Here is a 26,225-nt window from a genome sequence, read left to right as displayed (position 1 = left end):
TTCTAAGGAGCATTATTATGGGTTCGGTACAGGCAAAAAACGCGAGCGCGGAAGCAAAAGTACGTATTGAGACGGACAGTTTCGGCGAGATCGAAGTGGCTGCCGATAAATACTGGGGCGCACAGACGCAGCGCAGCCTGCAGAATTTCAAGATCGGCGGCGAAACCATGCCCAAGCCGCTCATCAGCGCGTTCGGCACCCTGAAATGCTCTGCCGCAGTCGTCAATATGCGCCTGGGAGCGCTGGATGAGTCCATCGGCCTGCAGATTGTCAAGGCTGCGACCGAAGTCATGGAAGGCAAGCTGGACGGGCATTTCCCGCTTGTTGTCTGGCAGACCGGTTCCGGCACGCAGACGAACATGAACGTGAATGAAGTGATCTCGAACCGTGCTATCGAAATGGCAGGCGGCGTGATCGGTTCCAAGAAGCCGGTCCATCCGAATGACCATGTGAATATGGGCCAGTCCTCGAACGATTCCTTCCCGACGGCGATGCATATCGCGGCGGCCATGGAAATCACCCATCACCTTATCCCTTCGCTGCAGAAGCTGCGCAATGCGCTGAACGATAAAGCGCAGGCGTTCAAGGATATCATTAAGATCGGCCGCACCCATCTTCAGGATGCTACGCCGCTGACGCTGGGTCAGGAGTTTTCGGGCTATACCTGTCAGGTTGAGAACGGCATCAAGCGTATTGAAGCAACGCTGCCGCATCTGTATGAGCTGGCGCAGGGTGGCACTGCCGTGGGTACCGGCCTTAATGCCAAGAAAGGCTTTGCCGAAGCGTTCGCGCAGGAAGTGGCTAAAATTACGAAGCTGCCGTTTGTGACCGCGCCCAATAAGTTTGAAGCACTCGCCACGCATGACACAATGGTGGAAGTTTCCGGCGCGCTGAACACGATTGCGGTGTCGCTGATGAAGATCGCCAACGACGTCCGTCTGCTTGGCTCCGGCCCGCGCTGCGGTTTCGGTGAGCTTTCGCTGCCGGAAAATGAGCCGGGTTCATCCATCATGCCGGGCAAGGTCAACCCGACCCAGTCCGAAGCGCTCACGATGGTGGCAGCGCAGGTGATGGGCAACCATGTGACGGTCAGCATCGGCGGATCGAATGGCCATTTTGAACTGAACGTGTTCAAGCCCGTCATCATTTATAATGTACTGCAGTCAATCAAGCTGCTGGCGGATGCGGCGGTAAGCTTTACCGATAACTGCATTGTGGGGATTGAAGCCAATACAGACCGCATTACGAAGCTTATGAATGAGTCGCTCATGCTGGTCACGTCACTGAATCCGCATATCGGTTATGACAATGCGGCCAAAATTGCAAAGAAGGCTCATAAAGAAGGCACCTCACTGAAAGAAGCAGGTATTGCGCTTGGGCTTCTGACGTCCGAGCAGTTCGACCAGTGGGTGCGTCCGGAAAAGATGGTATAAGGCAGGGTAGCTTGCTCACTCGCCGCCAAATGCTGCTTTCCATGCTGGCTATGCCGGTGCTGGCTTCCTGCGGCCGATTGCGGCAGAATGATCGGGCAGAGGCAGTAAAGGCGCTGGAAGCGCTTGAGCGCAGTTCGGGCGGGCGGCTTGGTGTAGCCGCGCTTGATACGGGCAACGGCGCGAGCATTTCTTATCGTGCTACGGAGCGTTTTGCGATGTGCAGCACCTTCAAGTTCCTGCTGGTGGCAGCGGTTCTAGAAAGGTCAGCACGGGAACCGGCACTCCTATCACGGCTCGTGCATTATACGCCGGATGTCATGACGAGTTATTCTCCCGTCACGGGAAAGCATATCGCTTCCGGCATGACCGTTGAGGCTCTATGCGACAGTGCCATGCGCTATAGCGATAATACGGCGGCGAACCTTTTGCTTGATATTATTGGCGGGCCGCATGCATTGATGGACTATATTCACTCGCTTGGTGACTGGATCACGCATCTGGACCGGTATGAGCCCGATCTGAATACGGCAATAGCTGGAGATGACCGCGATACGACGACGCCTGCCGCTATGCTTGGCAATATGCAGCGCCTGCTGCTCGGGAACGCCTTGCCAATCGCACAGCGCAAGCTTTTACTGGAGTGGATGACAGGCAATACGACCGGTAATGCACGCATCCGTGCGGGGGTACCTGCACAGTGGCTGGTGGGGGATAAAACCGGTACGGGAGATAATGGATCGGCCAATGATATAGCGATTCTCTGGCCTCCCGGAAAAGCACCGATTCTTTTAATGGTCTATTATACCGGTTCGCATAATCCGCCGGAGCAATGCAGTACTGTCATCGCTGCGGCTGCACGAATCGTTACACGGTCTCTATAATATAAAGTGTTAGGGTGACCATTCGATAAGATCGGGCAGGGTGGCCTGCTGCACGAGCTCGGTAAAGCTATGTTTGCGTTCAGGGATTTTGGGAGCCGGATTGCGAGGCTGGATTTTTTGCGTGAAAGAAGCCGTGGGAGTTTCCTGATGTGCGGTCTCTTTGCCGATTTCAGTATTCTGTTTTGCTGCGGTTTCCTGATCAAAATTGCTGGTGAATAATCTTTTAAAGATGAAAGCGTCATAGGCGAGATCGGAGATCACATAGTATGCACCGGCTTTAAGAATGCGTCTGGATTCTTCCTTGCTGCCGTGTGTTTTCTTCAACCCTTCCGTTAAGGAAAGCGCGTCCATGGTCAATGTTACCAGGGTGCCCAGTAGTAGGGTTCGGTCATGCTTCCAGAGCGTTTTAATGACGCCAGCAAAATTACGCTTTTTGCCGCTATAGGCGTCATCCAGTGTTTGTATTGCCGATAAGGGAGGTTCTGGTTTGCGTTCACGAAAATGGCCATATCCGGTGGATGTCCAGCCCACGATCTGCAGCAGCCCAGTATATAGACGTACTTTCTCAGGTGTATAAGCCTTCTCGCCCTGCTTCAGCCCCAATCCATGTGCTCTGCCTCCCTTGATAAAATTATTGGCCGTTGCCATGGCATTGGGAATTGTATGCAGTATGAATTCGAATTGTGCGGAACACTGGCTCGGATGCGCTAGCGTATACATAATACGTTTCAGCAGCGTTCTGCCCTTGGGAAATTCTGCACCTCGCTCCGACAGGAAAGACCAGCCATACCCTGCGATGGGGACAATGCCGCTGTAGAAGCGCGTGCGATCCGGCTTTATTTCACCGTGGACCTTTCGGACCAGAGCTGCCCGTATGGTCTGGTATGCGCTGGTCATATGCGCGATGAGCACTGCACTGCCGAACCAGTGTTCTTTATCAAAGCGCGATTTCAGATAGTCCCATGTCTGGCGCCGCTCTTTTGGGGGCGGCGCAGGGGCTTTCGCATCCGGTGGCGTTATATCTGGCGGCGGTGATGTAGCAGAGCTATTTGCCGAGAAAGCACCGTCCTGTATGTCCTGTTGTGAAGACATAAATACCGGTTCCTGGTTATTCGATATCCAATTAATGTAGCATAATAGGGCCGGAAATACGACTTTAACGGCCTGCCGTCATGAAAAATTCACAATAGGATTAATGGTTTAGCTATAGTGAAACAGCGGAGATGTGTCTGGTCTTTTCTGCCGCAGGTCTGGTACTCAGATATAAAGCAGGAAGTGTTGCCGCCAGAACATAGTTTTGTGCCGATATGAGTAAAAATGTTGCAATGCAGCATTCGTTCTGTTCGATTCTCATTTCTGTCAAAAATATTTGAGGCAACCCTGAGTGTAGTGGTTGACACTTCCTGCGCGAGCCCATATTAAATGGTGGCTGCAATTTTAGCTTTTTTGCGGTGCAGCATTTGTTATTTATTACAGGATAGGACCTGACTATGTCGTTTTCAAAATACCTGCGTACTGTTGAGAAATCCCAGACTTTGCTCCTGAATGAGCAGTCACGTAACCTCGAGCAGGGAGGAAAGAAAGTTTACAAGTTTGGTTTCGGGCAGTCGCCCTTCTTGCCACCTCAGCACGTGATCGACTTATTGAAGGAGAATGCACACCGCAAAGATTACTCACCCGTACAGGGTATCCCTGCACTCAGGGAGGCAGTTGCCGAGTTTCACCGCAAAGTGGATGGTATCGATGCTAGAGCAGAAAACGTATTGATCGCCCCGGGTTCCAAGATTCTGATTTATGCTGTGCTGGCTGCATTTACGCGCGCTGACCTGCTGGTCTGTGCCCCGGCGTGGGTATCTTACGTGCCGCAGGCGCATCTGCTCGGCCACGGCGTTATTTCCATTCCGACGACGTTTGAAAAGCGCTGGCGCCTGACAGCGGAAGGGTTGGAAGCAGCTGTTGCGCAGAAGAAGGATAAAGACGTTCCGTCCGTACTGATCCTGAACTATCCGGGTAACCCCGATGGTCTGAGCTATACTGATGCCGAGCTGAAAGCCATCGGTGAAGTCGCACGTAAACACAATGTGCTTGTGATCTCCGATGAGATTTACGGTGTGCTGCACCATACAGGCGGTCATGTCTCGCTTGCGAAGCATTATCCGGAAGGCACGATCGTTACGGGCGGCCTTTCCAAATGGTGCGGTGCGGGCGGCTGGCGTCTTGGTACGGCCGTGCTGCCGGTGGCGCTCGGCGGTGAATTCAAGGACACGATGCTCGGTATTGCGTCCGAAACCTATTCCTGCGCAACGCTGCCTGTGCAGTTGGCCGCATGCGAAGCTTACAAGGCTTCGCCGGAAACCATGGAGTATGTCAAGCAGCAGCGTCGTATTCTTGCGGCTCTCGGCGCTCACTGCGTTGAGCGTCTGCAGGCGAGCGGCGTACGCGTGGATAAACCGGAAGGCGCTTTCTACCTGTTTCCGGATTTCAGCGCGGTTGCGGACAAGCTGGTCTCTGCCGGTATAACGACTTCACAGGCTTTGTGTGAAAGCCTGCTGGCCGATACCGGTGTTGCGCTTCTGCCGGGCACGGCGTTCGGCATGCCTGCGAAACTGCTGGCGGCACGTCTGGCCTATGTGGATTTCGACGGGGTAGCCGTGCTGGCCGCTGCACAGAAAGCCGATGTCATCGATACGGCTTTCCTGAGAAAGCATTGCGCGCATCAGCTCGAAGGTATCGAAATGCTGTGCAACTGGGTTGACGCTTTCAATAGCGAACGCCGCGTTGCCTAAGCCTTTCCACCGTTATTTCCTATAAGATTATCTTTGAAGAGGATTCGTTATGTCGACCGCTACTGCTACTGTTACCGCTACCATTACCGGCCAGGATCTGAAGGCCTCCATTCCGGCAACCGATCTCGAACAGTTCCCGATTACACGCGGCCGCTTCGATATGAAGAAGGTCGAAGCCATGCTGCAGAAGATCTATTCACAGCAGGAAGTGGAAGAGATGAAAGCTGCCGGTGTGGACAAGCGCATGGTGTTCGGCATCAACCCGCATTACCTGGCGCTGGTGATGGGCGGCGGCCTGAATGACGAAGCCACTGGGAAAGAGGTGCTGCCGGATATGCCTGCAAGCAACGCGCTGCTCGCGCTCGTAATGCCGCGTCTGGGCGAAAGCTTCGACATGACAGGGGAGAAAGACCCGTCCAACCAGAACCGCTATGCCGGCGCGCTGAGCGGCAAACTGCTGCATAAATATGACGAGATCGTACTGGCTTATTCGGCTCTGGCCTGCTCGGCACATTGCCGTTACTGCTATCGTCTGGACCTGTTCAACGGTTCGACCGGAAAGAGCCTTGTGAAAGCGGAAGAGCTGCGTTCGTATGTCAGCGAATATAACACTGCGCTCAAGGAAATCGCAATGCGTACCGGTCAGGAATATAATGGTCCGACCTATGTTTCTGCCCTCGATATGGAAAAATATCCGCTGCTCAAACAGCGCGCATCTTTCGAATATGACATTGCCGAAAATGACAAGCATATCTTTTACCCGGTCAATGAAGTGCTGCTTTCCGGTGGCGACCCGATGGTGCTGACCAATCACAAGCTCTATGAATATATGGCGGCTGCTGCGGCTGCGGACGTTTCGATCGTGCGCATCGGCACTAAGGAAATTGCGTTCCGTCCCGAACGTTTTGACGACGCGTTTGCCGATACGCTGCGCATGTTCCACGATAATTATCCGAACGTGCATGTGAATATCGTCGTGCATTTCAGCCACCCGGACGAGTTCCTGGAACGTGACATCAAAGGCAATTATATCCGCCAGAATAACGGCTATAAGTGGCTGAACGTTGTCGATGAAGCAGTGAAGCGTCTGACGGCCCTGCCGTTTGTCAGCCTGGAAAACCAGAGCCCGATGATTGACAAGGTCAATAATGACGCCATGGCCCTGCATCTGCTGCATCAGGAATTGCGCCGCAAGAATGTGAAGCCCAAATATATATTCCAGTGCCGTGAGATTGAAGGTCATAAGGCGTTTGCCGTACCGGTTGAAGAAGCATGGCGCATCCATGCCGAATCCCAGAAAGGGGTTTCGGATACGGCCCGTTCGCGCTTCGCCATGTCTTCGGAATGGGGCAAAATGGAGATCGTCAGCGTGGTTGACGGGATTCCCGATGAAATGTCCGCTGCACTGCCGGAAACGCTCCGCGCGACGCTTAAAGACGGATTTATCATCTTTAAGATCCACCGTTCACCCTATTCGGCGGAAACGCAGAGCGATATCATTATCGCACGGCGTAACCCCAATGCGCTGTGGATTTCCGGCTATGAAGACCGGATTATCTATGACGGCAGAAAACAGGGAAGCAACCGTTTTAACGCTTTGGGAGCGCTGATTGCCGCTATGGCCGCGTAAAAAACGCTTGCCAAGGGGCGCTGAATGTATTAATGAAGCGCCCTTATATTGAAAATCAGGCTAGGAGTATTGACCATGGAAGTGATTTTGTTGGAGCGCGTCGGCCGCCTCGGTACCGTAGGCGATGTCGTCAAGGTAAAGGACGGTTACGGCCGTAACTTCCTGTTGCCGCAGAAGAAAGCTATGCGCGCCACCAAAGACAGCAAGGCAATCTTCGAAGCCAAGCGCGCTGAAATCGAAGCTGCAAACGCCGCCACCCGTAAGGAAGCCGAAAAGAAAGCTGAAAAGCTGAAGGATCTGTCGGTTAAGATCGTTCGTCAGGCCAGCGAAGACGGCAAGCTGTACGGTTCCGTAACCGTGCGTGACATTGCGGAAGCGGTTCAGGCTGACGGCCATGCTGTGGAACGCAAGCAGCTCGTACTGACTGCAACGATCAAGAACACCGGTATTTATAGCGCAAAAATCGTGCTGCATCCGGAAGTTGAAGTGCCGCTGAAAGTTTTGGTTGTACGCAACGAGTCCGATGTGATAGAAGAAGCTGTTCCCGCTGAGGAGCCCACCGCAGCATAACAAACGGATTCAGATAGGCTATGGAGCAGAAATATCATCTATCCATACGTATTACTCACTGGCTGATGGCATTGCTTGTCATCAGCCTTTTGATTATTGGGCTTATAGTAGCTGATTTGCCCAAAGGGCATGAATGGCATGATCCTCTTATGAGCCTTCATAAATCCTTTGGTGTTACGGCTTTTATCCTCTGTATTATCCGTATCGGCCTGCGTCTGAAATTTGGTGCTCCCGCGCTGCCGGAAGTGATTGCCCCGCTGGAACGCCAGCTTGCTAAACTCGGTCATTTTGCGCTTTATGGTTTCATGTTAGCCATGCCTATAACAGGTTATCTGATGTCCACCTGGTTTGGTTTTCCGGTTAAGCTGTTCGGCCTTGAACTGCCTAAGCTTGTCGGTGTGGATCGGGGATTGAGCAAATTAATGCAAGAGACGCATGAAAATCTGGGATTGATTCTTATCGGTGTTATTGCGCTGCATGTGCTGGCGGTTGCTAAACATCGAATTAAAGACCGGGTGAATCTTTTACAGCGGATGACCTAACCTTTGATGTAAGGCCAGATGAACAGCAGGCCCGCTGCTGCCAGGCACCAGAGCAATGCCGCGCTTGTCAAAGCGAGTTTCAGGCTCATTTTATCGAGCAGGTAATAAGAAGAGATCAGATACACCATGTAGGGCACGACGGCGCACATGCTGAAAATGATTGTCTGCTTGAGGTCCCCATGCGAGCGCTGGACGCCGACGCTATAGTGAGCGATCAGTGTAAAAGTGGGGAAGAGGGGGAGCAATCCGGCAATATAGTAGCTTCGCGAATTCGACAAAAGTGCAATGAGAACCATGATCACTGCGCCAATCGCCGCCTTCAAAGCCAACATACAAATCACCTCAAATCATTTACATATTTTAACTATATCATCCCATTTTGGATGGGGCGAGTGTTTTATTACGGGATTTTTATGCTCTATCGCGCGGCGGCGGGGGAGGGTTCCGCACTTTGCCGCGCCTGTTCTTTCTGGGTGTATGATGCGCCTGCATCCATTCCGGCGGCATGGGAAGTGGCGGGTGCAGAGGCGGGGGCAAATTTACGGGTAAAATGCTGTTCCTGTTCCACAGAGGGTTCGGGAGCGGCTCCTGCAGGTGTTGCCTGCGGTTCTGGCACCGTGATGCCGTATTGGGCGAAGGCATCCTGCCACTTGGTTCCCGAGGCGATTGCACTGGCGACGGCTTCAATATCCTTGGCTTTATGTTTATCGGCAAGGTTGATATATGCCATATTGACAGGATAGGGCTGCTCTAGGAAGGTCTTGCCCGTTCCCTTGGCTTCCATGCCCATCAGGTAAATAAGGTTTCCCAATGTGAAATGGGAATGAATATTATCCGTATTATGATAGGTGGCATTCAGCAAGTCGGCCAGGCGCTGCGAAACAGCCATCTCCTGTTTTTCCGTCGGCTCGGTGAGTGAGGGCGAGTGATAGGAGCGGTTATTGGTCTTGTGCTGGATCACCAGCATATTGCCGATGTCGTTGGCCGTAATCATATCATACGGCATGCTGTTATTATGGTGCAGTTTCGTATCCACCATCGTCTGCAATGCTTCCAGCAGCGAAGTGTTCTCGCGGAAGCGGTTCTGCAGCACGTATAAACCCATGGCACCGGCGCCGATGCTGGCCTGGATATTGTGCGGCTTTTCCGCGCTCTTGGTAAGCAAATGCCAGGGAGCGAAAAAGGTGGAAATGACGGCGCTGCGCGCGAGTCCCGTGCGCCAGAACTCCTTGGCGCTCTGGCGGACGACTTCGTTCTTGGAACGAAACAGGATATCGCCAAGCGTAACGTTGTCTTTGGGCTTGCCGAGTTCCGCGCCGACTGCATCCGCATAGAGCGTCTTGATGGCTTCCAGATTGCGTTTTGCATAAAAGCCGCTGACCGCGGTAACCAGTCCGCCGAAAAACAGCGAATAAGCATTCTGCGCCGCGAAGCGGGCCGGCTTGCTTGTATATTTTCCTTCTTCCAGCCCTTTCTCGAAAGGCTGGGCCAGCTTGTTGATGCTTTGGAAAAGCTGCCTGGATACCAGCACCGGGATAATAGTCGACCAGAACGGCGCCGATTTATTCAGCGACGGTTTGGTGTGGGCGGCGTGATGATCTTCCCCTGCCTGCCCGCTCTCCTTGTCGATATTATCTGTAACCTGTTCCATACGCGCGATAAAAGACCCGAGTCATTATCCCAGAATTTTATAATGAACCTTTTTCTCCCGTTATTGTAGCGGAGAATTGTTAATATTGTGTTACAATACAGGGAGTTTCTGAGTGGGAAGCGATTGATATATCATTTTATGTCGGGTTTGGAATAAGGTGGAAGCGGTCACCGTCATGGGTGTATCGCTGTTCAGGAGGTGCTGAGGGCAAATGGTAGATTGACTGGAGAAGATGACGGATGCGGAATATATGTCTGCGGTGCAGCCGGATTGAAGAAGTACTTCCCAATGCGCTATTTCACCTGACTCTTTATGTTTTCTGCTGGATTGCGTGATTCTTTTACCATCTGCGCCCAGGTATAGTAATTAATACTGCTATCCAGGGCAATATTGGCTGCTGCGGCTTTTGCAAGCTCTCCACTGCTTCTTTTCTGACCGGCGGCAGATTCCCTATTAACCAGGACTGCTTCCGTTAATAACGATAAATCCACTAGCACATCCGTTACAGCAGCCATTATAAGGCGTGGGTATCGGCGAAAAGCTGATTTTACCACATCTGCCGGATATAGCACTTCTTCTGTCTTGTTGCTCAAGCTGCGATTGTCGGAAGAAGGCTCTGTTTTGGAGGATGTCCTTTCCGTTTGAGAACCGAACATGCCGGTAAAATATAGGAAGCTGCCGACAGCTGTGACGGCTGCTGACAGAAGGCGAATGCGCTCCGATTTCCTGCCTCCTTCTTTCATCGCTTCCATGCCTTTTTGTACATTGGCGATTATGGAGAGCACCTGTACGGGAACTTGCGTAAGGCGATAGAAATAAACCGAAGATATATTCGGATGCAAAAGCGTATTTTTGATTCGTGTAACGACATTATGACCTTCAGGGGCTTCTGCTCCCCGGTCGGAAAGGAACAATCCAGCATTGCTGAATACATCAAATGCGCTGGACCCCATTCGCCATTTATCTGCCGCAGGACGGCCCGCAATATCTCTGCGCGCTTTGCCACCTGAGATAGTTTTCCATTGCGGATAAAGATAGGCTGCAATCGTAGCGCTGCCGAACAGATTATCTCCGGTGAACATGTCCTTAAGCTTCGCTTCGGAACGCTGCAACAAGGTTTTAGCAGCGGTCTTCTCAGCAGAAGCCTCTTGATATGAATTAACGGGAACTGTTGTTTCTGTTGTCATCTTGCAAGATTAAAATGGACAGGAAATATAGTAACATATTGGAACGAATAATTACAGTTAAGGTTGTATGACGACCGCAACAGCACACGCAAATATGAGTCATGTGGTGAAATCTACTATTCTTATCAGTCTATTAGCATGACGATGATACTGCTTGATTATGGTCAAGTTTTTCCTCGGCATCTCGTGCTTTAGTAAACGCTCCCATTATTAAAAAGGAGGTTATCATGCGTTATAATCCCGCTATTACCGCAACCCTATCCTGTTTTGCATTTGCCGCATCGGCTATGGCTCTACCGAATGTCACGCATATCGTACATAATGATTTACATGCAGCCGTGCTTGCCGCACTTGCACATACTCCGGGGCAAGTTCTGGAAGCAGACCAGGAACGCGGAGAAGAGAATTATGAAATCGACATTGTGCACGATCACCAGATAACGGAAGTGGAGGTGGATGCTGAAACAGGCAAGGTTGTTGAAGCTAAAACCGATGAGATAAAACACCGTATTAAAGCATTCTTTATTTCCGATAAAAAGATTGCGGCATTAAAAGCTGCCAAAATTTCTATGCCTGATGCCATTGCTAAAGCGGAGGATTCGACGCATGCAAGGGCGATCTCTGCAGAATTTGAACGCGAAGACGAACAATATGTGTATGAGATTAAGCTTGAGGCGGATGGCAAGCGCATTAAGGCGCGCGTTAATGCTAATACTGGCCATATGGAAAGCCGTGAGCATTAATAGGCTCATAAAGCGGCGTTAACCCTTAGCTTTTCCAGGCTTTCGATCTGGCGGCGCTAGTATGAGGAAATATGAATGCTGGGGGATAACAATATGGTGGGACCGGCGGGATTCGAACCCTCGACCCCCAGATTAGGAATCTGGTGCTCTATCCAGCTGAGCTACGGCCCCACACGAGAGTCTTCTTGCCAGCAAATCCATCCGCTTTCAAGACTTATTAGCAAATCACTGCCTGTTTCTGTGCTGGCCGCTTTTAGAGAATATTTGCGCTTATTCACATAATAATTAAGTGGTTTTGTATTATTCCACATTTTTTTATTGCATGAATTATTTTTCTACACTATCTACTAGCAATATGATGTATTTTACAAAACAGGAGAGAGATTTGGCTCGGATACTTGCTGGTATAGCGCTGTTTCTCAGCGTCGTTTTTACGGGGGTTTTATTGATTTGTACCCATAATGCATTTAGTGCTTCCCAGATACTGGAGCTGGGGGCATACCGCTAAAACACCATCCTAAAGTTGTTGACTACTGCACGCAGCGGCGTTCCCAAGGAACGGCCCTGCGTTTTTTTTTTGCGTGCGTGGTTATATAGAAGTTTTGGAGTTTGGCAATCTTTAATTATGCCGGAGTGCCGACGATGCGTTCCTTCGGGAAGCGCAGGGTGATGGAAGCGGGCTTGCCGATGCTGTTCTTGATCTCAAGCTGTATTTCATGCATGGCGGCGAGCGCTTTCGTCAGCGGAATGCCCAGATGGCCCACATTGGGTTTGCTTCTCTTGCTGGGTTCTGTCTCCGATTTCACGGCGCCGGGGATGGAGTCGAACGAGATGCACAAACTGTCGTTATTATTGTAATCCTTCTCGTGATAGGCGCGGATAATGATGTTGCTGCCTGGGGGGCTGTTGCCTGCGATATTGAGCGCGATATTGACGATAATCTGTTCGAAACGGTGCTCATCCATCAGGATGGTCGGTAGGTTGTCCGGCACTTTGATTTCAATGGCGAGTCTTCTTTCGGCTACGACCTTGCCCACCAGGCGCAGTGCCTTGCCGAGCATCATCTTGATCTCAATCGGCTTTTCCTGAAGCTGGGCCATGGCGGCCTCGGCGCTGGAGAGTTTTTTGATATCGTTGATCAGATATTGCATCTGCCGGGCGGCATCATAGATATCCTGAGCGTATTGGGCGTATTGCGCGCTGTCGAACTTGCCGTAATTCTGGTTCTTCATGATTTCGGCAAAGCCCACGATCGTATTAAGCGGAATACGCAGATCATGACTCATAGCGGCCATGAAATCGGTTTTGATTTTCTTGCTCAGGTCGGCAGCAAGCTTGCCGTTCCTCAGCATGATATTCTTGGTGCGCTGTTCTTCCTGAATGATGCGGATTTCATGCAGGTAGTCGCTTAATTTGCGGATTTGGCGCGTCAGGGCCTGCATTTCCCCTATGCCGCTGGTGGTTGCGGGGTCGCGAAATGGTGAGCCGTGGGCGATCTCATTTGTGATGACGGCCAGTTCCGTGATAGGCTGGACAATACGCGAGCGTATAAGCCACATGACGCCCAGCATCAATGCGCTCAGTGCCAGAATTTCCAGCAGCCTCGGCACAAGCAGCGAATTCAGCATCTCCATTTCGGCATTACGGTCGAAACCCAGTACGATTACGTAAGGGTAGGTAGCGGATTTTTCATAATAAACATAGGCCGATTGCGGATCGAACGGGGAAGAGAAGGCGACCAGCCCGGAAGGGTGTTTCTGCATGTCCAGGGATTGCAGCTTATTATTATAGTCGGTGAATTTGATCGGCGTTTCTTCTGAAATGCTGTGGGTAAGGGGAAGGAGATTGGGGCTGTAAATGGCAAAGTAAATACCGGAGTCTTTCACCGCACGCTGGAGATCCGCCGTAATCGTGTGGATATCCATGCTGATGAGCACGGTGCCGGTATACTGGCCGGTGGCATCCGTCAGGCCCAGTCCGACGGGCAAAGCCCACAGGCCGGAAACCCTGCCGTGGATCGGATCGCCGATTTCGATTCTTCCGGGATTGGCTTTGCTTTTCTTCAGAAAGTCACGGTCCGAGACATCAATTGCCGGGTGAACGCCTTTATTACTGCTGACGACGTTATTGTCCTTTGCGTCGATCCACGAAAAAACATGGTGGACGGTGGCGGTTGTATCGAACGAGCGCAGCAGGATAGCGATACTGTTGAGGTTGCTCGTGTCCATATGCGTCATTTCCTGGCCGATGCCGAGAAGAATATGAGAGGAATGTTCGACTTCGATAATGAGCGCCCTGTCGATGCGGGCGGCTTCCGTCTCCATCTGGCGGACGATCATGGCCTTATGTTCCAGCCATGTCTCGTAGGTTACGCTGCCCGTCACAAGCAGGAGCGCAAGGAGCGCCATAAAGAACACAAAGCCGGTTGGCATGGAGGATTTGTTCATAACGTGAGCAGATTAAAGTATTTATTGCAAATGTACAATCAATAACAGGCATGTAGGGATTGCCCTCTGTCACGAAATATTCATACACGCTGCCCGGTTTGCTGCTATACTGGGAATATCAGCATTAAGGAGGCGGATATGGATATTTTACCGGAAGCGCTACAGGAATCGGCCATGACCCTGGAGATGGACAATATCGCCTATATCAAGCCTTTTTCATCCAATGGTGAAGCCGGTTATGCCGTACATCTTGCCGATGGCAAGCAGCTTGCTGTGTTTGAAAGCTATGAGTCGGCCTTTTTTACCGCGCGCCAGTATAACCTTGCACCGCTCAGCGTTCATTGAGTTTATTGGATCTTTCCCGCTTCGGTCTGCTGACCTTCGCGATGAAACTAACGCCTTCGGTGACTAAAGGACGCAGTCCTCTGACTGCGGGTAGTTTCCGCTCTGTTTGTCTTTTTATTTTTAGTATGATCTTTGTATGTCAGCCGTAGCGGCCGGTGATATAGTCGCGTGTCTGCTGGTGTTCAGCGTGGGTGAAAAGTTTTTCCGTGTTACCGTATTCGAGCAGTTTCCCCATATAGAAGAATGCCGTTTTCTGGGAAATACGGGCGGCCTGCTGCATGGAGTGGGTGACGATGACAATCGTATACTGTTCCTGCAGCTCATTGATCAGCTCTTCCACTTTGGCCGTGGCGATAGGGTCGAGTGCGGAGCAGGGTTCGTCCATCAGAATGACTTTGGGGCTTACGGCGATAGTGCGCGCAATGCAGAGTCGCTGCTGCTGGCCGCCCGAAAGGCTCGTGCCCGGTTCGCGCAGGCGGTCTTTCACTTCATTCCATAAGCCTGCCTTGGTCAGGCTGTCTTCCACAATAGCGTCCAGCTCGGCTTTCTTGTCGAACAGGCCGTGAATGCGCGGGCCATAGGCGACATTATCGTAAATGGATTTGGGGAAGGGGTTCGGTTTCTGGAAGACCATACCCACGCGCGAGCGCAACTGGACGGGATCGGTGCCGGCGGAATAGATATTTTCCCCATCGATCAGGATTTTGCCTTCGATGCGGCAGCTCTCGATCGTATCGTTCATGCGGTTGATCGTACGCAGGAAAGTCGATTTCCCGCAGCCGGAAGGCCCAATAAATGCCGTTACGGCATTGGATTCGATATCAATATTGATGTCGAACAGCGCCTGCTTTGCCCCGTAAAAGACATTCAGCCCGCGGCTGGAGATTTTAGGTATACTGGCCATTTTCCGCCGTCATTGAATTGATTTCCTGTTCTAAGCTGGCAAGACGGAAAAAGCAAGTTTTTACGGTTCTATATATCCGGGCAGCCTTCCCGCAGCAGGCGCTCGGCCTGTTCGTGCTTCAGCGCATTTTCCCATTTGGCCACGACAATGGTCGTAATGCCGTTGCCGATGAGGTTGGTGATGGCGCGGCCGGTAGACATGAAGCGATCCACGGCGAAGATCAGGGCGAGGCCGATATCCAGATTCTGCTGCGGCATGATTTTCATGGAGCCCAAAGTGGCTGCAAGGACGATAAATGCGCTGCCGGTGACACCCGCCGCGCCTTTGGAGGCAATCAACAATACGCCGAGCAGGGTCAGTTCCTGCCATAAAGTGATCTGCGTGTGGGTAGCATAGGCGATAAATAATGCGCCCATCGTGAAATAGATCGAGGAGCCGACGAGGTTAAACGAATAACCGGTCGGCACGACCATGCCGACGACTGGACGGCTGCAGCCCAGAATTTCAAGCTTTTCCATAATGCGCGGCAGTACGGATTCGGAAGAGGAGGTGCCCAGCACGATGAAAATTTCCTCGCGGATAAACTTCAGGAACTGCCAGGTGCTCAGGCGGCAGTAGAAACGCATAAGCGGCCACATGGCGATAATAATGAACAGTCCGCAGGTCACATAGAATATAGCTACCAGTTCGCCCAGATCCTTCAGCGAGCCGATGCCGAACCGGCCGACTGTGAAGGCCATGGCGCCGAATGCACCGAGAGGGGCCAGTTTGGTAATAATATCGACCATCTTGAACAGAATGTGCGAGAATAGGTCGAGAAAGTTCAGCATCTCCTTGCCGCGTTCGCCAAGGGCGGGCAGGGCCATTGCAAACAGGATTGCTACCAATAGCACCTGCAGGATTTCCCCATTGGAGAACGCGCCCACCAATGTGGAGGGAATAATATGCATCAGGAAGTCGACTGTGGAGGCTTCTTCCACATGACCGATGCTTTTGACGACGGTGGTATCCACCTTGCTGACGTCGATATTGAGATCCGCGCCCGGATGCAGGATCTTGACGAGTATCAGGCCGATGACGAGAGCGAATGTGGTGATGACTTCAAAACACAGCAGTGCCTTTACGCCCACACGGCCGACCTGTTTCATGCTGCCCATGCCAGCCACGCCGGAGACGATAGTGCAGAATATGATCGGCGCGATCATCATTTTAATGAGGTTGATGAATGCATCGCCCAGCGGTTTCATTTTTGAGGCCGCGGCAGGGTTCACATATCCGAAAATGACGCCCAGGATGATGGCCGCGATTACCTGCAGGAACAGATCTTTATAAAAAGGCTTTTTCAATTTTCCGGTCCCTATCTTTGGAATTCATAACATAAAGTATAAAATCCGCCGATATTCAAGGAATTATTTCAATCTGCTTCCAATTAATCCGCGAATGTGCCGCAAAAATGTTGCGGCGCAGCAAAGGCTTTCGGGTAAAGAATGTTTGCCTATCTTAATATTTTGTAAGAGTATCATTCGCGATTCATTCAGCTGGACCTATTGGTATTTCATGACAGAGCAGGCGCGTATCATTTCCTCGGAACTCAGTGAAGAAGATGTGACCCTGAGCACGCTCAGGCCGCTTTCTTTCGCCGATTTCACGGGGCAGCGCCAGGCCTGCGGAAATCTGCGTGTCTTTGTTGAAGCGGCGCGTGCGCGTGGCGATGCGCTCGACCATACGCTGCTTTACGGCCCTCCGGGGCTCGGGAAGACCACGCTTGCGCAGATTATCGCCAAGGAAATGGGTGTGGGTTTCCGCGCGACTTCCGGTCCGATTCTCACCAAAGCGGGCGATCTGGCGGCGATTCTTACCAGTCTTCAGAAAGGCGATGTATTGTTTGTGGATGAGATCCACCGCCTTAACGCTGCCGTTGAAGAAGTGCTTTATCCGGCGATGGAAGATTTCAAGCTGGATTTGATTATCGGAGAGGGGCCCGCTGCACGCACGATCCGCATTGATGTGCCACCTTTCACGCTGGTTGGGGCGACTACTCGGCTTGGCCTGATTTCCAACCCGCTACGCGATCGTTTCGGCATTCCGCTGCGACTACAGTTTTACGAGGTGGAGGAGCTACAGCATGTGATCGAACGTGCAGCCAGTATTCTGAATATGGATATCGGCAAGGAAGGTTCGCTTGAAATTGCGCGGCGCTCGCGCGGTACGCCGCGTATCGCTGTGCGGTTGCTGCGGCGTGTGCGCGACTTTGCACAGGCGCAGGGTCTGGCAGGGATTGACCGCAAGCTTGCGGACGAATCGCTACGGCGGCTGGATGTGGATGGGTTGGGGCTCGATGCTTCCGACCATCGCTATATGCGTTTTATCGCGGAGCATTACCAGGGCGGACCGGTCGGTGTGGAAACCATTGCCGCGGGGCTTGCCGAACAGCGCGATTCGCTGGAGGAGACAATTGAGCCTTATCTGATCCAGTGCGGATTCGTGCAGCGTACGCCGCGCGGTCGCATGCTCACACCCAAGGCCTTTACGCATATCGGCATGAAACCGCCTAAGACTGTGCCTGTGCAGGCGGATTTGCTGGACGAGTAGCGGTGGTGGGGTTTCCCCAATAATTCCGCCAGCGCCAATATACCAATACAAGGATAATAGCGGTCTGAATGATACCAGAGATCACTGGGGTTGCGGTATGACCGGCTGCGGATAGTGGCATGAACCACAGCATCAGCTCCGTTTTATGTGCAGTAAATGCAAGCCAGGGCAGCAATATATAGAGGATTGCCAATGTCAGGATTGTGGAAGCGTTAGCGCGGGCGTTTTTCGGGTGCAGGTGGAAATAGTGCAATAGGGCGATGTCGCGCATTGCGAATACGAGCTGTGCTGAAAACAATAGTGGGCTCTCTTCCTGTCTTATATATCCATAGGCTGTGATCAGCGAGCAGAACACCAGCGAGATGACCCAGCGTGGCAGCAGGCAGGAAAACGCCATGCGCTTTCCGTTCTTCCAGTGTGTCAGCAATTTGCGCCAGGTCAGACCGTCCCACTGCTCAAGGATAGCTATTATATAGAACAGCGCGAGACTGACGGTAAATGCAAGCGTCTTTCCATTGAGCGCCCCTATATCGAATCCCGCACAGAAGCCTATCGCAAACAGGCCGAAAGCAGCCCATAGCCATGGGCCGGTCCGCATGCGCAGCTGACCGCGCATCTGCCAGTAAATTCCGGCAATTGCCCACGCACAGGCAAGTAAGGTGGTAACAGTAACAAAGCCGGTTTCCGGATAGGATGAGCCATACCACCAGATATGCTCCATATTACTGCCGGGCAAGGGTTCTACAGTGACGGTTTCATTTACCTGGCGCAGCGGTATTAAAGCAGCCAGAAGACCAGCGATATGCACTCCGAGCGAAGCGTATCGCTTTCTTCTTACCCCTGCTTCCTGCATGGTTATGAGGCTTGCCAGCAGTGCTACAGTCTGACACAGAATGCCGCCTGTTACTAACAGGGTGCAGTTGCGCAGGATAAGATCGGTCGGCTGCCCGGTTTGTGCACAGCCCCAGACGTACAATCCCAGACATAGTGCGCCTGCATACCAGTTATAGATAGCGTTCCCGGCGATTTTGCCGAATGCAAGCGATGGCGGGGAAAGCGAGGAAAGGCGCTGCCAGTCCCAGGTGTTGGCGGCGACTTCTTCGGTCACGCAGCGTGCGGCTTTATTGCCACCCCAGAGCAGCACAAGAATGAGAAAGCCATATTTGCTGAGGTGGATAATAAGCTGCATTGCGATAATAGGCGTGCGGCTTGCCAGCAGGTAAATTGCCGCCAGCAGCGCCGGGGCAATCAGAAGGCGCTGCCAGGAAAACTCCAGCCAGCCATAGCGTTGCAGTTCAGGATTCAGGCGCATCTTCTTGCTCTTTCTGCGTACCCAGTGACAAATAGATATCCTGCAGGCGGGCATGTTTAACGGTAAAGGAACTTACGGGAGCGCCACGCGTGACCAGCAGCCGCAATATATCCACCCGGTGAGCTTCCGTGCCGTGGCAGGAAAGACGGATGAGATTGCCCTCCGCATGGGTATGGCGCACGGCGGGATGGGATTGCAGCAGCGGCAGGAAAGAAGCGGCAGAAGATGTTTCCAGCAATGTCACTTCTATTATGCAGCTTTCTTCGGACGGGGCGGCGGGTGGCACCGGTTCGGAAATATGGCCATTTCGCAGCACGAGCATGGAGGTGCAGTAATCTTCCAGCTCCGCGAGTATGTGCGATGAGACGAGAATCGTCATGCCCTGGCTGCATAATTTACGCAAAAGCGCGGAAAGTGCAATGCGCGCTTCCGGGTCGAGGCCGGAAGCCGGTTCATCCAACAGCAGGAGCTTCGGAGAATGGATAATCGCCTGCGCGATGCCGACGCGCTGGCGCCATCCACGTGAGAGCGTGCCCGCTTTCTTGGGCAGGTATTGCGTGAGTTCCAGCGCGGCCGCAGCCCATTCCACCTGTGCGGCTATTCGGGCCTCCGCCACCTGGCGCGCGCGGGCGGTGAAGATCAGGCATTGCTCCACGGTCAGATCGTCATAAAGCCCGAAAGAGTCGGAAAGGTAGCCCAATACGCGATGCACCTGGCGCGGATGCAGGCAGGTATCTATACCGTCTACCAGAATATTGCCTTCCAGCGGTTCATCCAGTGCAGCGATACAGCGCAGTAAGGTCGTCTTGCCAGCGCCGTTAGGGCCGACAAGCGCTGTAATACTGCCTGCGGGCACGTGAAAGCTCACGTGATCGAGTGCACGTTTTCCCGGATATTCAAAGCTCAGATTCTGGACGGTGATCACTCGCAGCACCCCGTTTATGATGAGAAGCGTGCGCTCAATCTACAGGATGCAGGCAGGGATGGCAATGGCTGTGATGTGCTTATGCCGTTGCGTCCGCGTAACAATTCGGCGTTTCATACAGGCGGATGCGTGTGCATTTGGCATTCTTTCCTGCAAACAGGGCAGGGCACACGGTTTCCAGCAGGTATTGCGCCATGTTCTCGGCGGTAGGGTTTTTCTCCATATAGAATACGGGCTGGCCGGTGCGGGCGGAGATGGTCTCGCCCAACTCCCTGTCAGCTTCGCATAAAATAGTGGTGTGGTCCCAGTTTGTGTCGATCCACTGGCCGAGCAGCTCGCGGATTGTGCCGAAATCGATCACGCGGCCCAGATTGTCGAGACCTTGCGCTGCAAATGTCGCCTCTATTACATAGCGATGGCCATGCAGGTACTTGCATTTGCTTTCATGTTCCAGGATACGGTGGCCTGCATCGAACTCGATGCGGCGGGTGCAGGTGATTGTCATTCTTTTTCCATTACGCACTGCAGCGGGTGTTCGCTCTGCCGGGCGGCGGCCATAACCTGCTCTATTTTGGTTTCCGCCACGTCACGCGTGAAAATGCCGCAGGTGCCTGAGCCCTGGTTATGCACTTCCAGCATGATATTGATCGCATCCTCATGACCTTTATGAAAAAATTCCTTCAGCACGAGAACGACGAAGTCCATTGGCGTATAATCGTCATTTAACAGGACGACCTTATATAAAGGCGGCCGTGCCGTCTTGATACGGGTCTTGGGCTCCATTACGACGAGGCCGTCCGGTTTTGTCTGGGTGGGTTTTATGATCTGTGTACTCATGGAAGGGCATTATAAACTATATACTGAAAGATGGGAAGTCCGCACAGCGATCGCCAACATGTTGAAATTACGTAATAATCATAAAAAATTAAAAAATCGTAAAATTGTTGTTGACGATTGGGGGGGAATGTAGCTATTAATGCCCTCCCGACGCAAGAAGGGGCGCTGAAAAAGAGACGATTACTTGGACAGCCTGCTGTATGAAATTGTGAATAGGTTTTTCTGATAAAACCCTTATTTTTAGAAAGTCTACGAAGTTGTGATGACTTTGTAGCAATAAAAATTCTAATCATAAGAGTTGATGCTGATAAATAATGTGCCAAACTCTTCGCTTGCAGAGCAGTTTTTTGTTCTGCATGTGATGTAATTCAAAAATGCATATAATTAATTAACTGATTATATGTGTATTAAATATGATAAGAGCATTTGATGGATGCCTTGGCGATAGAAGGCGATGAAGGACGTGTTAGGCTGCGTTAAGCCTCGGGGAGCTGCCAAAAAGCTTTGATCCGGGGATGTCCGAATGGGGAAACCCACCTTTATACCTGTTCTCAGTTATTCGTGAGCAATCACGGGTAACAATTAACAGGTATAGTTAAAAGGTATTTAAACCTGAATACATAGGGTTTAAAAGCGAACCCGGGGAACTGAAATATCTAAGTACCCGGAGGAAAGGAAATCACAGAGACTCCCTTAGTAGTGACGAGCGAACGGGGACTAGGCCAGTAGTTAGTGTGTAAGAATTAGAATGATCTGGAAAGGTCAGCCATAGTGGGTGATAGCCCCGTATAAGTAGAAAGCATACTAATTCTCGAGTAGGGCGGGACACGTGCAATCCTGTCTGAATATGGGGAGACCACTCTCCAAGCCTAAGTACTCTCTATCGACCGATAGTGAACTAGTACCGTGAGGGAAAGGTGAAAAGCACCCCGATAAGGGGAATGAAATAGTATCTGAAATCGAATGCTTACAAGCAGTTGGAGCACCGCAAGGTGTGACAGCGTACCTCTTGTATAATGGGTCAGCGACTTAATGTGTCTAGCAAGCTTAAGCCGGTAGGTGTAGGCGTAGCGAAAGCGAGTCTGAATAGGGCGATTTAGTTAGACGTATTAGACCCGAAACCTAGTGATCTAGCCATGGTCAGGTTGAAGGTGGGGTAACACCTGCTGGAGGACCGAACCCACGCCCGTTGAAAAGGTCGGGGATGAACTGTGGTTAGGGGTGAAAGGCCAATCAAACTGGGAAATAGCTGGTTCTCCGCGAAATCTATTTAGGTAGAGCGTCGGGCGAATACCTTGGGGGGTAGAGCACTGGATGGGCTAGGGGGTCCCAAAGACTTACCAAACCCAACCAAACTCCGAATACCCAAGAGTACTACCCGGCAGACAGACAGTGAATGCTAACGTCCATTGTCGAAAGGGAAACAACCCAGACCTACAGCTAAGGCCCCCAAAGTGGTGGTTAAGTTTGAAAGGATGTAGGAACGCCATAACAACCAGGAGGTTGGCTTAGAAGCAGCCATCCTTTAAAGAAAGCGTAACAGCTCACTGGTCTAATTAAGCGTTCCCGCGCCGAAAATGTAACGGGGATCAAACCACCCGCCGAAGCTTAGGACTTACGCAAGTAAGTGGTAGCGGAGCGTTCTCTAAGCCTGTGAAGGTGCATCGTGAGGTGTGCTGGAGGTATGAGAAGTGAGAATGCTGACATGAGTAACGACAAACAGAGTGAGAAACTCTGTCGCCGAAATTCCAAGGGTTCCTGCGTAAAGTTAATCTGCGCAGGGTTAGCCGGTCCCTAAGGCGAGGCCGAGAGGCGTAGTCGATGGGAATCACGTTAATATTCGTGAGCCAGATGGAAGTGACGCATTGCGTAAATTGTTCGAACTTATTGGATTGTTCGGGCGGTGAAGCAGTGCCAGGAAATAACTCCATCATTAGACCGTACCCTAAACCGACACAGGTGGAATGGTAGAGTATACCAAGGCGCTTGAGAGAACGATGCTGAAGGAACTAGGCAAATTGCCCTCGTAACTTCGGAAGAAGAGGGGCCCTTTTGTACGCAAGTATGATGGGGCGGCACAGGCTAGGGGGTAGCGACTGTTTATTAAAAACACAGGGCTCTGCGAAATCGAAAGATGACGTATAGGGTCTGACGCCTGCCCGGTGCTGGAAGGTTAAAAGGAGGTGTGCAAGCACTGAATTGAAGCCCCAGTAAACGGCGGCCGTAACTATAACGGTCCTAAGGTAGCGAAATTCCTTGTCGGGTAAGTTCCGACCCGCACGAATGGCGTAACGACTTCCCCACTGTCTCCAGCGTCGACTCAGTGAAATTGAATTCTCCGTGAAGATGCGGAGTTCCCGCGGTTAGACGGAAAGACCCCGTGCACCTTTACTACAACTTTGCAGTGGTATTAGGTGTCGCATGTGTAGGATAGGTGGGAGACTTTGAAGCTTTGGCGTCAGCTGAGGTGGAGTCGTCCTTGAAATACCACCCTTGTGATGCTTGATATCTAACTACGCGCAGTTATCCTGCGCTAGGACCCTGCATGGTGGGTAGTTTGACTGGGGCGGTCGCCTCCTAAAGCGTAACGGAGGCGCGCGATGGTAAGCTCAGGATGGTCGGAAATCATCCATTAGAGTGCAATGGCATAAGCTTGCCTGACTGCGAGACAAACAAGTCGAGCAGAGACGAAAGTCGGTCATAGTGATCCGGTGGTTCCTTGTGGAAGGGCCATCGCTCAACGGATAAAAGGTACGCCGGGGATAACAGGCTGATGATTCCCAAGAGTCCATATCGACGGAATCGTTTGGCACCTCGATGTCGGCTCATCACATCCTGGGGCTGGAGAAGGTCCCAAGGGTATGGCTGTTCGCCATTTAAAGTGGTACGTGAGCTGGGTTTAGAACGTCGTGAGACAGTTCGGTCCCTATCTGCCGTGGGTGTAGGAAAATTGAGAGGATCTGACCTTAGTACGAGAGGACCGGGTTGGACGTACCTCTGGTGTACCTGTTGTGGCGCCAGCCGCACCGCAGGGTAGCTATGTACGGAAGGGATAAACGCTGAAAGCATCTAAGCGTGAAACCCGCCTCAAAACGAGTTTTCCCCATTAGAGCCGTGGTAGACCACCACGTTGATAGGACGCATGTGGAAGTGCTGCAAGGCATGAAGCTGAGCGTTACTAATAGCTCGATTGATTTAATACACTTAATTGCATTGCATGCAGTGCAAAAAATGAGTTGGCACATTAGTGCATCTACAGAAAAACCTTTCACATATTTGTGAATAAATGCTGGCTTTCATGGCTTGGTGGTTATTGCGAGTGGGTAACACCCGTTCCCATCCCGAACACGACCGTGAAAACGCTCCGCGCCGATGGTACTAAGACTTAAGTCTTGGGAGAGTAGGTCGCTGCCAAGCCTTGAAAGCCAGTATTTATTTGATAAAAAACCCCGATGGAAACATCGGGGTTTTTCGTTTGTAGCGTATTTTTACAAGTGCAATACTCTGTCAGTTTGGCGTTCAAAAAAGGTTGGTGAAATTTCGCAAATTTTTCTTGACTAAAACCCAGTTCCGGCTAGTTTTGCCTTGCTTCGAGTGGGGGTGTAGCTCAGTTGGTAGAGCATCTGCTTTGCAAGCAGAATGTCATCGGTTCGATTCCGTTCACCTCCACCACTTATTCTCTCTAATTTTATGTATCATTAAGTGTTAACTGCACTATTTTACATTTGGCCCTCTTTGTTCTTTGGCATACCCTACTTTATCCTTCAACTGATGCCAGGTAAACGAAGCTTTATTGCTCTTTGTATCGTCTACATCGGTTTGATGGCCTATGGTTATCATGACATTAATGCTCCTCATTCGGAAAATGATGGCCCTGGCTATGTGATGGGGGTGATACTTTTCGATTTTATGTGCTATGGAGTTGTTACAGGTATTTTCATAAAAGTGATTACTCTCTATATGGCCTCGGAGGGTGTATCTTTTGCAAGGCGTCTGTTGACGCAATTTATCTACCTCATGTGTATTCCGCTTCTTTACTATGTGCTTACGATTGTTCACAACTTCTAATATCTGATATATGAAACACAACCGTATGCCATTGCGTTCCCATTTCCCCAGAAACGGTTTTACGCTTATCGAACTCTCTATTGTCCTGGTGATTATCGGGTTGATTGTTGGCGGGATTCTGGCCGGGCGGGATCTTATCAGGGCGTCCGAGCTCAATTATATTATTTCCCAGATAGGCAAATACGATACGGCGGCGCAGACTTTTCGCAATAAATACGGACAGATTCCCGGAGATGCCACCAATGCGGTGCAGTTTTTTGGTAATGCAGGAGGGAATGCCAGCGATAATTATACGACAAGCTGCATGAATATGATGAGCACCAGCACTAATTCTCAAACCTGCAATGGTGATGGGAATGGCACTTTCGGCGGTGGTGGGCCTGGCCCCGCGAATGTTGAGGATGATGAGGGATTATTATTCTGGCACCACCTTTCGATGGCAAAGCTCATTGATGCGGGAGGGCTTACTGCACGGCATTCCTACCTTAATTCCGGCAGCAGCTCCTGGGTGCTTACCGGCTTGAATGTGCCAGGTTCCCGCATCAGCTCCAATGCGGGGTTCTCCGCATTTTATCTCTGCGTCACCACCGGTTCTTCTTATTTCCTCAATGGGTTCTGCAATCATGCTTATTTTTACGGCGCTCAGGATACGGGCGCGAATAATAACTATCTGGGAATCAATTTATATCCCGTCATGAGCGCGCTGGATGCTTATAGCATCGATAAAAAGATCGATAATGCCCTTCCCGCAACGGGAACTGTCATGTCCCTGCCTCCGACAGGAGCGGCTTCGTATCAGAACAACTGCACCTCAAGCAGTACCGTAGCAACAGCGACCTATACGGTAACTAACTCGGGCATCACCTGTTCGCTGATATTTAAAGCTGGCTTCTAAGTGCGGCAGAAACGTCCGCTTCCCTCTAGTGTGACAGAGGGAAGACGAACGATAAGAGTGGCTGCGGTTCATAATAGACAGGCTGCGGGGCTACGACCACTGGAGCAGGGGCGGGATAATAATAGCTCGGGGCTGGAGCGTAATATGCCGGTGGGCCTTCCGTGACGTATACACCCCCATCATGCCAGTGGTGGTGGTGGTGATGATGCCATTCATGTTCTTCCCAGTCATGTGCCGATGCTGCCATCGGTGCAAGGGGAATGGCCAAAGCCAGCATAAGGGATAACAATGTCTTCTTCATATTTACTCCTGTTAGTCATTAACGATACTCACGTTATATAACAGTGAGTCTTACAGGAGTTATTCCGCTGCATTACAAACGTGTAACGGAAAATAAGGCGAAAAAATAAATGGAAATGTAGTTTGGATAAAGTAAGGGCCGGAATAGCCAATAGCTTCCGGCCCCTGAGTAATCTT

The 26,225-nt window shown here is 51.4% G+C and carries 22 protein-coding genes, 2 tRNA genes and 2 rRNA genes; 13 read left to right on the top strand and 13 right to left on the bottom strand.

Features of this window, described 5'->3' with window-relative positions; translation table 11 throughout:
• Window positions 1-17: 17 nt before the first annotated feature.
• Window positions 18-1,433, top strand: a complete 1,416-nt coding sequence (fumC, locus tag VFT64_12555; protein ID HEU5048657.1) for a class II fumarate hydratase — start codon at window positions 18-20, stop codon at window positions 1,431-1,433.
• Between the two features lie 11 nt (window positions 1,434-1,444).
• Window positions 1,445-2,314, top strand: a complete 870-nt coding sequence (bla, locus tag VFT64_12550; protein ID HEU5048656.1) for a class A beta-lactamase — start codon at window positions 1,445-1,447, stop codon at window positions 2,312-2,314.
• A gap of 9 nt (window positions 2,315-2,323) precedes the next feature.
• On the opposite strand, the gene VFT64_12545 is transcribed toward bla, so the two are convergent.
• Window positions 2,324-3,406, bottom strand: a complete 1,083-nt coding sequence (locus tag VFT64_12545) for a hypothetical protein (GenBank protein ID HEU5048655.1) — start codon at window positions 3,404-3,406, stop codon at window positions 2,324-2,326.
• Window positions 3,407-3,804: 398 nt separating this feature from the next.
• Here VFT64_12545 and VFT64_12540 point away from each other — a divergent pair, with 398 nt between their 5' ends.
• The 4 genes from VFT64_12540 (at window position 3,805) to VFT64_12525 (ending at window position 7,842) form a co-directional block, all read left to right on the top strand.
• Window positions 3,805-5,100, top strand: coding sequence for an aminotransferase class I/II-fold pyridoxal phosphate-dependent enzyme (locus tag VFT64_12540; protein ID HEU5048654.1), 1,296 nt, complete (start codon window positions 3,805-3,807; stop codon window positions 5,098-5,100).
• A gap of 49 nt (window positions 5,101-5,149) precedes the next feature.
• Window positions 5,150-6,730, top strand: coding sequence for a hypothetical protein (locus VFT64_12535; GenBank protein HEU5048653.1), 1,581 nt, complete (start codon window positions 5,150-5,152; stop codon window positions 6,728-6,730).
• Between the two features lie 75 nt (window positions 6,731-6,805).
• Window positions 6,806-7,300 carry a 50S ribosomal protein L9 gene (gene rplI, locus VFT64_12530; GenBank protein HEU5048652.1) on the top strand — a complete coding sequence of 165 codons (495 nt, stop codon included), beginning with the start codon at window positions 6,806-6,808 and terminating at the stop codon, window positions 7,298-7,300.
• Between the two features lie 20 nt (window positions 7,301-7,320).
• Complete coding sequence (locus VFT64_12525; GenBank protein ID HEU5048651.1) at window positions 7,321-7,842, top strand: cytochrome b; 522 nt, start codon at window positions 7,321-7,323, stop codon at window positions 7,840-7,842.
• Here VFT64_12525 and VFT64_12520 read toward each other — a convergent pair.
• The 3 genes from VFT64_12520 to VFT64_12510 all read right to left on the bottom strand — a co-directional run bounded on the left by VFT64_12520 (window position 7,839) and on the right by VFT64_12510 (window position 10,680).
• A complete protein-coding gene (locus VFT64_12520; protein HEU5048650.1) occupies window positions 7,839-8,174 on the bottom strand; it encodes a GlpM family protein in 336 nt (111 codons plus the stop codon). The two genes, VFT64_12525 and VFT64_12520, sit on opposite strands and share 4 nt — an antisense overlap.
• 86 nt (window positions 8,175-8,260) lie before the next feature.
• The gene (locus tag VFT64_12515) at window positions 8,261-9,493 is read right to left on the bottom strand and encodes a hypothetical protein (protein HEU5048649.1); all 1,233 of its coding nucleotides are present in this window, start codon (window positions 9,491-9,493) and stop codon (window positions 8,261-8,263) included.
• Between the two features lie 293 nt (window positions 9,494-9,786).
• Window positions 9,787-10,680, bottom strand: coding sequence for a hypothetical protein (locus VFT64_12510; GenBank protein HEU5048648.1), 894 nt, complete (start codon window positions 10,678-10,680; stop codon window positions 9,787-9,789).
• A gap of 227 nt (window positions 10,681-10,907) precedes the next feature.
• Here VFT64_12510 and VFT64_12505 point away from each other — a divergent pair, with 227 nt between their 5' ends.
• A complete protein-coding gene (locus tag VFT64_12505) occupies window positions 10,908-11,423 on the top strand; it encodes a PepSY domain-containing protein (GenBank protein ID HEU5048647.1) in 516 nt (171 codons plus the stop codon).
• 94 nt (window positions 11,424-11,517) lie between these two features.
• Here VFT64_12505 and VFT64_12500 read toward each other — a convergent pair.
• Window positions 11,518-11,594: transfer RNA gene (locus VFT64_12500), tRNA-Arg, on the bottom strand.
• 452 nt (window positions 11,595-12,046) lie between these two features.
• Window positions 12,047-13,870: a sensor histidine kinase gene (locus VFT64_12495; GenBank protein ID HEU5048646.1), complete on the bottom strand. Its 1,824-nt coding sequence runs from the start codon at window positions 13,868-13,870 to the stop codon at window positions 12,047-12,049.
• 138 nt (window positions 13,871-14,008) lie between these two features.
• Between VFT64_12495 and VFT64_12490 the strand changes: the two genes are divergently transcribed.
• Complete coding sequence (locus VFT64_12490; GenBank protein ID HEU5048645.1) at window positions 14,009-14,215, top strand: DUF1150 family protein; 207 nt, start codon at window positions 14,009-14,011, stop codon at window positions 14,213-14,215.
• A gap of 139 nt (window positions 14,216-14,354) precedes the next feature.
• Here the strand turns inward: VFT64_12490 and pstB are convergent, their stop codons facing one another.
• Window positions 14,355-15,119 carry a phosphate ABC transporter ATP-binding protein PstB gene (gene pstB / locus VFT64_12485; protein HEU5048644.1) on the bottom strand — a complete coding sequence of 255 codons (765 nt, stop codon included), beginning with the start codon at window positions 15,117-15,119 and terminating at the stop codon, window positions 14,355-14,357.
• 68 nt (window positions 15,120-15,187) lie between these two features.
• Window positions 15,188-16,465, bottom strand: coding sequence for a C4-dicarboxylate transporter DctA (gene dctA, locus VFT64_12480; GenBank protein HEU5048643.1), 1,278 nt, complete (start codon window positions 16,463-16,465; stop codon window positions 15,188-15,190).
• A gap of 211 nt (window positions 16,466-16,676) precedes the next feature.
• On the opposite strand from dctA, the gene ruvB reads away from it, so the two are divergent.
• The gene (gene ruvB, locus VFT64_12475; GenBank protein ID HEU5048642.1) at window positions 16,677-17,711 is read left to right on the top strand and encodes a Holliday junction branch migration DNA helicase RuvB; all 1,035 of its coding nucleotides are present in this window, start codon (window positions 16,677-16,679) and stop codon (window positions 17,709-17,711) included.
• Here ruvB and VFT64_12470 read toward each other — a convergent pair.
• From VFT64_12470 to clpS, 4 genes are all read right to left on the bottom strand, one after another.
• Window positions 17,671-19,023, bottom strand: coding sequence for a hypothetical protein (locus VFT64_12470; GenBank protein HEU5048641.1), 1,353 nt, complete (start codon window positions 19,021-19,023; stop codon window positions 17,671-17,673). The genes ruvB and VFT64_12470 overlap by 41 nt on opposite strands.
• Complete coding sequence (locus tag VFT64_12465) at window positions 19,007-19,948, bottom strand: ABC transporter ATP-binding protein (protein ID HEU5048640.1); 942 nt, start codon at window positions 19,946-19,948, stop codon at window positions 19,007-19,009. Before VFT64_12465 ends, VFT64_12470 begins: the two co-directional genes overlap by 17 nt.
• A 79-nt stretch (window positions 19,949-20,027) precedes the next feature.
• The gene (locus VFT64_12460; GenBank protein HEU5048639.1) at window positions 20,028-20,453 is read right to left on the bottom strand and encodes a 6-carboxytetrahydropterin synthase; all 426 of its coding nucleotides are present in this window, start codon (window positions 20,451-20,453) and stop codon (window positions 20,028-20,030) included.
• The gene (gene clpS, locus VFT64_12455) at window positions 20,450-20,785 is read right to left on the bottom strand and encodes an ATP-dependent Clp protease adapter ClpS (GenBank protein HEU5048638.1); all 336 of its coding nucleotides are present in this window, start codon (window positions 20,783-20,785) and stop codon (window positions 20,450-20,452) included. Before clpS ends, VFT64_12460 begins: the two co-directional genes overlap by 4 nt.
• Before the next feature lie 405 nt (window positions 20,786-21,190).
• On the opposite strand from clpS, the gene VFT64_12450 reads away from it, so the two are divergent.
• The 4 genes from VFT64_12450 (at window position 21,191) to VFT64_12435 (ending at window position 25,748) form a co-directional block, all read left to right on the top strand.
• Window positions 21,191-23,988: ribosomal RNA gene (locus VFT64_12450) — 23S ribosomal RNA — on the top strand.
• 99 nt (window positions 23,989-24,087) lie between these two features.
• Window positions 24,088-24,202 (top strand): 5S ribosomal RNA (gene rrf, locus VFT64_12445).
• Window positions 24,203-24,381: 179 nt separating this feature from the next.
• Window positions 24,382-24,457, top strand: a tRNA-Ala gene (locus VFT64_12440).
• Window positions 24,458-24,878: 421 nt separating this feature from the next.
• The gene (locus tag VFT64_12435; GenBank protein HEU5048637.1) at window positions 24,879-25,748 is read left to right on the top strand and encodes a prepilin-type N-terminal cleavage/methylation domain-containing protein; all 870 of its coding nucleotides are present in this window, start codon (window positions 24,879-24,881) and stop codon (window positions 25,746-25,748) included.
• Between the two features lie 25 nt (window positions 25,749-25,773).
• Here the strand turns inward: VFT64_12435 and VFT64_12430 are convergent, their stop codons facing one another.
• Window positions 25,774-26,049, bottom strand: a complete 276-nt coding sequence (locus VFT64_12430; protein ID HEU5048636.1) for a hypothetical protein — start codon at window positions 26,047-26,049, stop codon at window positions 25,774-25,776.
• Between the last annotated feature and the right edge of the window lie 176 nt (window positions 26,050-26,225).

The sequence above is a fragment of the Rickettsiales bacterium genome (assembly GCA_035765535.1).
Taxonomy (GTDB): domain Bacteria; phylum Pseudomonadota; class Alphaproteobacteria; order Rickettsiales; family JABCZZ01; genus JABCZZ01.
This window is presented reverse-complemented; position numbering and strand designations above follow the sequence as displayed.

Coding starts and splice junctions, on each gene's coding strand:
- fumC (HEU5048657.1), top strand. CDS start 18: ATGGGTTCGGTACAGGCAAAAAACGCGAGCGCGGAAGCAAAAGTACGT.
- VFT64_12545 (HEU5048655.1), bottom strand. CDS start 3,406: ATGTCTTCACAACAGGACATACAGGACGGTGCTTTCTCGGCAAATAGC.
- VFT64_12540 (HEU5048654.1), top strand. CDS start 3,805: ATGTCGTTTTCAAAATACCTGCGTACTGTTGAGAAATCCCAGACTTTG.
- VFT64_12535 (HEU5048653.1), top strand. CDS start 5,150: ATGTCGACCGCTACTGCTACTGTTACCGCTACCATTACCGGCCAGGAT.
- rplI (HEU5048652.1), top strand. CDS start 6,806: ATGGAAGTGATTTTGTTGGAGCGCGTCGGCCGCCTCGGTACCGTAGGC.
- VFT64_12525 (HEU5048651.1), top strand. CDS start 7,321: ATGGAGCAGAAATATCATCTATCCATACGTATTACTCACTGGCTGATG.
- VFT64_12520 (HEU5048650.1), bottom strand. CDS start 8,174: ATGTTGGCTTTGAAGGCGGCGATTGGCGCAGTGATCATGGTTCTCATT.
- VFT64_12515 (HEU5048649.1), bottom strand. CDS start 9,493: ATGGAACAGGTTACAGATAATATCGACAAGGAGAGCGGGCAGGCAGGG.
- VFT64_12510 (HEU5048648.1), bottom strand. CDS start 10,680: ATGACAACAGAAACAACAGTTCCCGTTAATTCATATCAAGAGGCTTCT.
- VFT64_12505 (HEU5048647.1), top strand. CDS start 10,908: ATGCGTTATAATCCCGCTATTACCGCAACCCTATCCTGTTTTGCATTT.
- VFT64_12495 (HEU5048646.1), bottom strand. CDS start 13,870: ATGAACAAATCCTCCATGCCAACCGGCTTTGTGTTCTTTATGGCGCTC.
- VFT64_12490 (HEU5048645.1), top strand. CDS start 14,009: ATGGATATTTTACCGGAAGCGCTACAGGAATCGGCCATGACCCTGGAG.
- pstB (HEU5048644.1), bottom strand. CDS start 15,119: ATGGCCAGTATACCTAAAATCTCCAGCCGCGGGCTGAATGTCTTTTAC.
- ruvB (HEU5048642.1), top strand. CDS start 16,677: ATGACAGAGCAGGCGCGTATCATTTCCTCGGAACTCAGTGAAGAAGAT.
- VFT64_12470 (HEU5048641.1), bottom strand. CDS start 19,023: ATGCGCCTGAATCCTGAACTGCAACGCTATGGCTGGCTGGAGTTTTCC.
- VFT64_12460 (HEU5048639.1), bottom strand. CDS start 20,453: ATGACAATCACCTGCACCCGCCGCATCGAGTTCGATGCAGGCCACCGT.
- clpS (HEU5048638.1), bottom strand. CDS start 20,785: ATGAGTACACAGATCATAAAACCCACCCAGACAAAACCGGACGGCCTC.
- VFT64_12435 (HEU5048637.1), top strand. CDS start 24,879: ATGCCATTGCGTTCCCATTTCCCCAGAAACGGTTTTACGCTTATCGAA.
- VFT64_12430 (HEU5048636.1), bottom strand. CDS start 26,049: ATGAAGAAGACATTGTTATCCCTTATGCTGGCTTTGGCCATTCCCCTT.